The organism is Acidithrix ferrooxidans (genome assembly GCF_000949295.1).
GTDB lineage: Bacteria > Actinomycetota > Acidimicrobiia > Acidimicrobiales > Acidimicrobiaceae > Acidithrix > Acidithrix ferrooxidans.
The window spans coordinates 1-7,600 of record NZ_JXYS01000124.1; the positions used below are offsets into that span (position 1 = coordinate 1).

Consider the following 7,600-nt stretch of genomic DNA (forward strand, 5'->3'; position numbering starts at 1 on the left):
CCTCTTTTTAGGAAGCGATGTGTTTCAAGATCAGAAGAAGGAGCAACCAAACGAGCACATATTACAGCTTTAGCAATTGCTGTCTCTTTTTCACTAAGGCCACAACGTAGTAGTTGCTCTTTGATCTTCAATCTGTCATAGAAGCTACTAGCTATTAGTTCAGGACCTAAGCGCCTAATATCAGATGCCTCTAGAGATGATGTATTGACATTTAGGAACTCGGCATCTTTTGTGATTACTTCAGAATCGGAGCGAAGTGTTTGAGTAACAGAAAAGCTAGATAGAACTTTATCGGCGATTGACTTTAGTTCTAGATCACCTTCAAACAAAGACTCAGAGCCAGCTAGTCTCATCGTCAATATCTGAGCTAGCTTCTTGTAGTCCTTAGGATCGATCTCAAGTCGTCCTAGATCCATAACTATCTCTTGGCGTACTTTGTCTCCTTCGCGATAAGACCTAACTAACTGATGCTTTATATATTTAGTTCCAGTTGCCTTATTCTTAGTGGTCTTCGCGCGAATGAACATATAACAAGTATACCAGATGAATTACCTTGTAGGTCAATATTCGCAGCTAACTCTCAGCTTAGGGCACTACATCGGCCACTTGAGAAAACCGAACTTCATCTACCAGCATCTCCAAATAGGGGTTACCCCCAAATAGGGGCTAAAAGGGGGCTTAAAAGGGCTCTTGGGGGAAATTCAGCCGAAACTGGGGTTAGCTTTAAATTACTTAGAGTTGGAGGAGTATTAGCATTCGATGATTATCTGTGGTTCGAACAGCTCCCCTACGGACAAGATCCAATCCGTAGTCCGAAACCTGCCATCGACGCATTTACAATGATCTTTGGGCGCAAATTAAACTATATCCACGTTGGGTATCAACTCTATGTAACCAAAACCGCCAACTAAATAAAAGTGGCTTATAGAGATCTCTGACGAACCACGAGACAGACGGCAAGAACGAGTTTTAGTTACAAAAAATAATAATCTCACTTGCACATGTAGTTCTCTAGGACTTGATGCTGGGTTCAATCAAAAGCCACTAATTCCACAAAACAAAAGCGACCAAATGCCGTTGATACGATCAACCAGACTATCCAACCCAATTGCCGACTCAGGCCTACCTAAATGGGAAGCCTATTTCTTTTGCGCCGTTACGAAGATCTTTTAGTCACAACCAATAGGGCCACATTTTGGTTGGATTCAAAAAATCTCGCCAGGCGACCAATAATGTTGAACTAACTCTTGCTAAATCGACAAATTATTTCACAGTTCCCCTTAGATGTGGCCCCAGCCATCTCCAAGAGGTCGACTACAGTCAAGCGCCTTATCCGATACCCTCGCCACAAACCATGGCAACACAAGAAGCGGGCACAGCCAAAAGAAGGCCAAAACAAAGCTAAACAAACTGACTAACAGCCGTTATCTAGCAATAGGCCCTCTCCTGAGACATAACTCATCACAAGAAAGCAGGTGGCAGTGGTCTTTCGCGAATAGTCAGTTCATCCAAATAAGGTGATGTTATGAGTAATGGTGAAGAAAATAGCAAAGTCACACGATCCAAACATATTCCCCCACCCCTACTTTTCGTTCTGGCCACCACCTCGGCTCTAGCTTTGGATAAAAAATCCAAAATTAGGATAAAATCCGGAACCAAAATGACAGTTATTGGACGTCTCGCGATCCAAGTTGGAATCACAATATCTACTTGGTCGCTTTTGACCATGAAAAAACATAGTCAAAACCCAAATCCAAATGTAGAGAAAACAGAGCTAATTCAAGACGGTCCCTTCAAGTTCTCACGCAATCCAATCTATCTGGGAGCAGCCCTTAGTAACTTTGGAGCGGCAATAGCTAACGGATCTATTACCGGCGTTGTTCTCAATAGCGCAGTACTGGTTGTCATCGACAAAATAATCATCCCGAAGGAAGAAGCCTACCTAACGGCCACCTTCAGCGATGAATACAACACCTACCAATCTCGAGTGGCTAGATGGATAAGCATTAAGGGCTAACCCAGTCGAGTGAACCTCCCCGCCCTCACGGACGGGGAGGTTCACTCGACATCTTCAAATACGGTGGCACTTGCGCTGTTAATAGCTTGGTGGGCTTCACGCTCTAGCGTTTGCCACCGCTCAGTCCAAAACCATGTCTCTGATCCACCGAAACGCCAAAATGGGAACGCAGTACTATCTCTTCTTCTCTCTCAATCACCTCGACTTGGGCACCCGCCTTATCCAAGCCAAAGCGATTCAGGATACCGCTCGGAAGTGCAATAAGGCCACGATTTTGTACAGTAACAAAAATCTGCTCTTTACCCATAGAGTTATCGTAGCAATATTACCGTGGAGCGGGAATACTGCAGTTTTGAGGTTCAAGGATTGCGTCCCACCTGTTTGCGCTTTGGGAGATTCAGTGCGCGTACAAAGCCAGCTCAAAAAGATGATCTGGAGGTCATTATCGACCATAGAGCTCTCTTGGGGGGGGGGATTCGAGATACCCGAAACGCTTGAAACGCTTGACCAAAATGACCCCAATACCTCTGCGCTAGTGACCCCACTCAGCATCAATTTACAACGACGACACCGAAGTAATGGAGTCATTAGGCGTGTTCCCAATCGACCAAGAAGGGCCCGATCTCCTTTAGAGGAACGGTAGACGCGGGAAACCAACCACATTATGGGATATTCATGGCAAAAGATATATACCCGATGGGCTTTGTTTTAATGGTTACGATCCGATATCCATCTTCGATCCCGTGAATTAAATCAAATGATAAACACCAGTCAGTCGATCCACAAGCAACCAAAACTAACTAGATTCTGGCGCCGCTAAATTACCAAAGACCGTTAATCGGAAAACTGAGCAAATGTGCCACGTGCTCTGGCGCTCATCGATTAGGCGAAGAACCATAATGTGCGGACATGCAATACAATTACTACCGTGACTTTGCATAGACCGATGATACTTTTATTCTCCACGTTTCTAAGTGGTGCCATATTGACTGCTTGTGTAAAACCAACTGGATCAAAAGGACTACCTCCTGAGGGTGGAAGCCTAGGTGCCACCAGTGCCAGCAAAACCGCGACCTTAGGTGCAGGTGGAACCAATGCTCCAAGTTTAAATGGGGCGTCTACTGCTAAGCCACGCACCTACAGTGGTGCGGGTTTCCAAACTCCTGTCTTTTCGCCAACAACTGTTCCGAACTCAATTAATGGCCTGCCCAAAGGTCCAACTACGATCATGGTGGAAAAGACAAACTACGGAATGGTTTTAGCTGCCCCCGATGGCCATACTCTCTATATGCGACTTGGCGATACCCCAACCTATCCTGGCTGCAAAGCAACGTGTTCACTTGCCTTTCCTCCAGTGCTTACAAATGGCGCTCCACAAGCCTCAGGGGGAATCTTGGCCGGTTATCTAGGAGTTCTTACCTCCCCTACCAAGGGAGAACAGATCGCCTATGCTGGGCATCCCCTTTATACGTACTCAGGCGATACCGCTCCCGGACAGCTGAATGCCCAAGGCGCTGGTGGAATTTGGTTTGCCATAACACCTACAGGTGGGCCTCTCAAGGCACCCGCGGTAACCGCCAAAGGATAGACTTCCAAAACAACGCTCATCACTCCTTAGAATTGGCTAGTTTTTAGCTATGACAAAAAATGAACCCGTCGACTCCAAGGCGCAACACCTTCGCTCCATCTGGCTCTTTGCTGGATGTTCCAAGCGTGAACTAGCCCTTCTAGAACGAGCTTGCGATGAGGCCCTGGCGCCGGCGGGCAGTTCAATTTGCGAAGAAGGTCACTCGGGTAGGGACTTTTATCTAATTGTCGAAGGAGAGGCGCTGGTGACAAAAGCCGGAAAAGAGGTCGCAACCCTAGGGGCTGGCTCACACTTTGGAGAACTCTCACTACTGGATCATCTGCCTCGTTCGGCTAGCGTGACCGCCAAGAGCGATATGACACTTCTTGTTCTGAGTGCGAGAGAATTTACCTCGGTTTTAGAGGAGATCCCCGCCATGGCACTACGCCTCCTAGAGACCATGTCCATGCGCCTTCGCCAAGCTGACGAGCACGCCTACAACTAAGAATTGGCGATTGCCTACAACTCAAATCGTACCTACCACAAAAGATCTCGCCAAAAGATACCGATCACATAGAAATCTACAATATTTGGAGTAGGCTATCTCGGAATCGGCTGCTTTGGCGATTGTGGATCTCTTTGTTGTAAAGTTTTGTTGTAAAGTATTGTAAAATTGGCGGTGGCGGGCGTTTCCTATAACGTGACAAACCCGTCACATTTGGACGATTTGATCTAAACCATTAGTTCGCTAGGTCATCCCCAATACCGCCAATATCGCGGCTTTAGTGATGCTGAAATCCCTCTCTGCTAAGCCAGTACGTACCCCCAGCGAAACGGTATTGAGCTTCTCCATCAAAGCGACCCCTCCGATCTTTGGTCGGATGGAAACACCGGTGTTGGTTAATGCCCATGAGGCTTCGAGACAAACGGACCAAGACGTTATTGTCATTCGATGTCACCAACACCGGGAATAGCGCTTCACCCAACCGCATCGTATCCCCGTGGCGTATCAATGACGATATGGATTTATCCTTCCTCGAATTCGACGATCCATAAATGAAGGTTCTTCTCAAAATCGCTGATAAGGTAAAACGGTCGCTGAGTATTCCTCTCCCTCTCTTGCGGTTGACGATCACAAGTCGAATACGAGACACTGATAACAAGTATGATGCAAATCGTAGCATTTGCGCATATCAGTATCTAACGGTGCACTCGAACTCTCAATACATATGGGACACTTAGCTCTTCAGCGACGTCGAGGAACGGTCCGAACGGGCTTGTTCATGCGAGTATCGACTTTTGGATGGGCAAGCTATCGCTCCAGATCCGTAAACGCAGCGATGACCTCGGGTGCCTCGAACGCCTTGTTTCGCCGTCCGACATTCACCTGTTGGAGAATCCCAGCTTCGACGAGCCGCTCGATCGCAGCGGCTGCCGGTTTGTAGGTCCGTCCCAGAAGCTTTGCAGCGCTTTCAGCGGTCAGGATTGGGGCACCGGGAAGGATCCCGAAGGAGGATGTCCGTTCCAGAGTTAGCCCGAACGGACCCCAGTCGTTCGCGCCACTCAAGTTCCAGTTCCGCAACCCGCTCCTCGTAGGTAATGGCGTCAGCCACAGACCTAGTGCAGGCACTCGCAAAACGACCGATCCACGTATTCACACCATCGATGGCAGCAGTGTCGTCAGGCGATCCGACGTATCGGAAAAGGGCAAGGCCATTGATGTAATCCCGCGCCCATGTGGCGAGCACCAACGACACCGGAGGGATGCTTCGCAGAGCAAGTCCACGACGCCGAAGGATCAGGTGTATAAGGGCTCGTCCGGTTCGACCATTGCCATCCACGAACGGGTGAATGGTCTCGAACTGCGCGTGAGCGATGGCTGCCTGCGCAATGGCTAGAAGGTCGTCGGTGCAAGAGAAGTCGCACAAATCTCGTAGGAGTTCAATGACGAGTTCCGGGGGTGGAGGCACGAAGTCGGCGGAGCACGGGTTGTAGGAACTCCCACCGATCCAGTTCTGCTGGTCCCGAATGATACCTGCGTATGGCTCCAGTAGTGTTCTGGCGAGTAGACGTCGGTGGATATCAAGAAGAAGATCGACGGTGATTGCCTCACCAGAGCCAATGCTTTCGACGGTGAAGACCAATACATCGATATTGTTGAGAACCTCGGTTGCGCTGACGTCGGATGCGGACTCGGCCATCCCTCGAATAACTTCGGCGTGCAAGAGGCGTCGAGCTCCGACCTCTAGCCCCTCGATACGTGACGAGGCGACCGCTTCAGCACGAAGCAAGATTCGAGCAAGCGCCTCGGTCTCAACCAGAGCTGCTGCTTGAGTATTCAAGCGGGCAATTGCGGCCTCGGCATCTGCTACATCGGCAGCGACCTCACCCTTTAGGCAAAAGCGACGACCCATAAGACGATCAGGGACGTAGGCCTCGTAAATACACGACGCCTGTCCCTCCGAGAAAGTCCGGTGCCACCGACATCGCTCGTCCAGCGCCGCTTCACAACCTTAGACATGAAATCTCCTTATTGGAGTTTAACATACAACCTCCAATAAGAATTCGTGGAGTTGGAGGTTACGAGTCGCCCAATCCTGCCGTTCCTGCGCTATTGGGTAGCGGTTGGGTTCAGAGATGGAGATAAATTTGAGCTTCGGCGATGCAGATGCAGGAGAAAATCTCACCTCGCGCGATTGCCTGACTATTGCGATTCTCTGGAGCACTATTGGCAGTGTCTTTGGACCACAGCACCAGTATCTTTGGACCACTGTACCGAAGTCTTTGGACCAGACTTTCCTGATCCCTCAAACCTATTTCTAAAGTTACCTCAATCGTGGTAGGTATCAGGCCTCAATATTGCTTGATCGCAAGTTATGAAAAAGTCACCAAAGATACCTATCGCATCCACTATCAACTTCCGCCTTTAGGTGCCCTTCGCTTTTAGTCACCCATCGTTATGGAGGTTAGTGGTCTTTGACTTCCTTAGTTTCACTCAAGTGACTTCTCGAGGATCTGGGCTACATCTAGGACTTCTACACCTTCTTTGGCTCCACCATCAGCGATCTTGGCCTTTACTGCGTCATCGAGCATGATCATGCAGTAGGGGCATGCTGTAGATACCATATCTGGATCCATCTCTAGAGCTTGATCCATGCGTTCTACATTTACTCTCTTGCCGATCTTTTCTTCTAGCCACATGCGAGCTCCACCGGCACCACAGCAAAAGCCCTTTTCTTTGTGCTTGTGCATCTCAACAGAAGACAGTCCTGGAAGCGATCCAAGGACACTTCTTGGTTCTTCGTAGATGTTGTTGTGGCGACCTAGGTAACATGGGTCGTGATAGGTTACTTTGGCATCTTGGGTAATGGTTGGAACTAGTGCTTTGGCATCTACTAGCTCTTTGAGTAGTTGGGTGTGATGGATGACTTCGTAGTTGCCACCTAGGCCACGATATTCATTGGCTAAGGAATTAAAGCAGTGAGGGCAAGAGGCTATGATCTTTTTGGCTTTGGCTGAATTTAGGGTCTCTATGTTGGTCATTGCTTGGCTTTGATAGAGGTATTCGTTGCCTAGTCTTCGAGCTGGATCACCGGTGCAGCTCTCTTTCTTTGCAAGTATTGCAAAGGTGACTCCAGATCTATGAAGTAGGCGAGCAATCGATTGGGTGACCTTTCTAGCTCTTTCATCTAGTGCTCCAGCACAGCCAACCCAAAAGAGGTATTCGATATCCTCAGGGATCTCATTGGTGATTATTGGGACTTCAAAGTCAAGCTCTGATACCCAATCTCCTCGATGAGAAGAGCCAAGGCCCCATGGGTCTCCTTGGTTTTCTATGTTACGGAGCATGCCTTGGGCTTCACTTGGGAAGTCGCTCTCCATTAGAACTTGGTAACGACGCATATCTACAATTGCATCGATGTGTTCTATATCTACAGGACAAGCTTCAACACAAGCTCCACAGGTGGTACAAGACCACAGGACATCTGGATCTATGACACTTGGGACCAGCATCT

The 7,600-nt window shown here is 48.6% G+C and carries 8 protein-coding genes and 1 pseudogene; 4 read left to right on the forward strand and 5 right to left on the reverse strand.

The genetic code is table 11. From position 1 onward, the window contains the following. Positions 1-527 (reverse strand): annotated as a pseudogene (locus AXFE_RS16475) (IS1634 family transposase); the annotation flags it as partial. 998 nt (positions 528-1,525) lie between these two features. Here AXFE_RS16475 and AXFE_RS16485 point away from each other — a divergent pair. Next, positions 1,526-2,017, forward strand: coding sequence for a methyltransferase family protein (locus AXFE_RS16485; RefSeq protein ID WP_052607024.1), 492 nt, complete (start codon positions 1,526-1,528; stop codon positions 2,015-2,017). 103 nt (positions 2,018-2,120) lie between these two features. Here the strand turns inward: AXFE_RS16485 and AXFE_RS16490 are convergent, their stop codons facing one another. Continuing rightward, positions 2,121-2,324 carry a hypothetical protein gene (locus AXFE_RS16490; protein WP_052607025.1) on the reverse strand — a complete coding sequence of 68 codons (204 nt, stop codon included), beginning with the start codon at positions 2,322-2,324 and terminating at the stop codon, positions 2,121-2,123. 678 nt (positions 2,325-3,002) lie between these two features. On the opposite strand from AXFE_RS16490, the gene AXFE_RS16495 reads away from it, so the two are divergent. Together AXFE_RS16495 and AXFE_RS16500 are read left to right on the forward strand one after the other, a co-directional pair. Continuing rightward, on the forward strand, positions 3,003-3,605 hold the full coding sequence (locus tag AXFE_RS16495; RefSeq protein WP_052607026.1) for a COG4315 family predicted lipoprotein: 603 nt from the start codon (positions 3,003-3,005) through the stop codon (positions 3,603-3,605). Between the two features lie 49 nt (positions 3,606-3,654). Further along, positions 3,655-4,089, forward strand: a complete 435-nt coding sequence (locus AXFE_RS16500; RefSeq protein ID WP_052607027.1) for a cyclic nucleotide-binding domain-containing protein — start codon at positions 3,655-3,657, stop codon at positions 4,087-4,089. Between the two features lie 243 nt (positions 4,090-4,332). Here the strand turns inward: AXFE_RS16500 and AXFE_RS16505 are convergent, their stop codons facing one another. After that, complete coding sequence (locus AXFE_RS16505; protein WP_052607028.1) at positions 4,333-4,533, reverse strand: hypothetical protein; 201 nt, start codon at positions 4,531-4,533, stop codon at positions 4,333-4,335. Positions 4,534-4,768: 235 nt separating this feature from the next. On the opposite strand from AXFE_RS16505, the gene AXFE_RS20510 reads away from it, so the two are divergent. Continuing rightward, positions 4,769-5,029: a hypothetical protein gene (locus AXFE_RS20510; protein WP_200891335.1), complete on the forward strand. Its 261-nt coding sequence runs from the start codon at positions 4,769-4,771 to the stop codon at positions 5,027-5,029. Between the two features lie 27 nt (positions 5,030-5,056). On the opposite strand, the gene AXFE_RS16510 is transcribed toward AXFE_RS20510, so the two are convergent. Then, positions 5,057-5,998 (reverse strand): Fic family protein, encoded by a 942-nt coding sequence (locus tag AXFE_RS16510; RefSeq protein ID WP_200891336.1) that lies wholly within the window; start codon positions 5,996-5,998, stop codon positions 5,057-5,059. Between the two features lie 577 nt (positions 5,999-6,575). Further along, positions 6,576-7,600, reverse strand: a 1,025-nt coding sequence (locus AXFE_RS16520; RefSeq protein ID WP_052607030.1) for a (Fe-S)-binding protein, incomplete at its 5' end; no start/stop codon positions are given.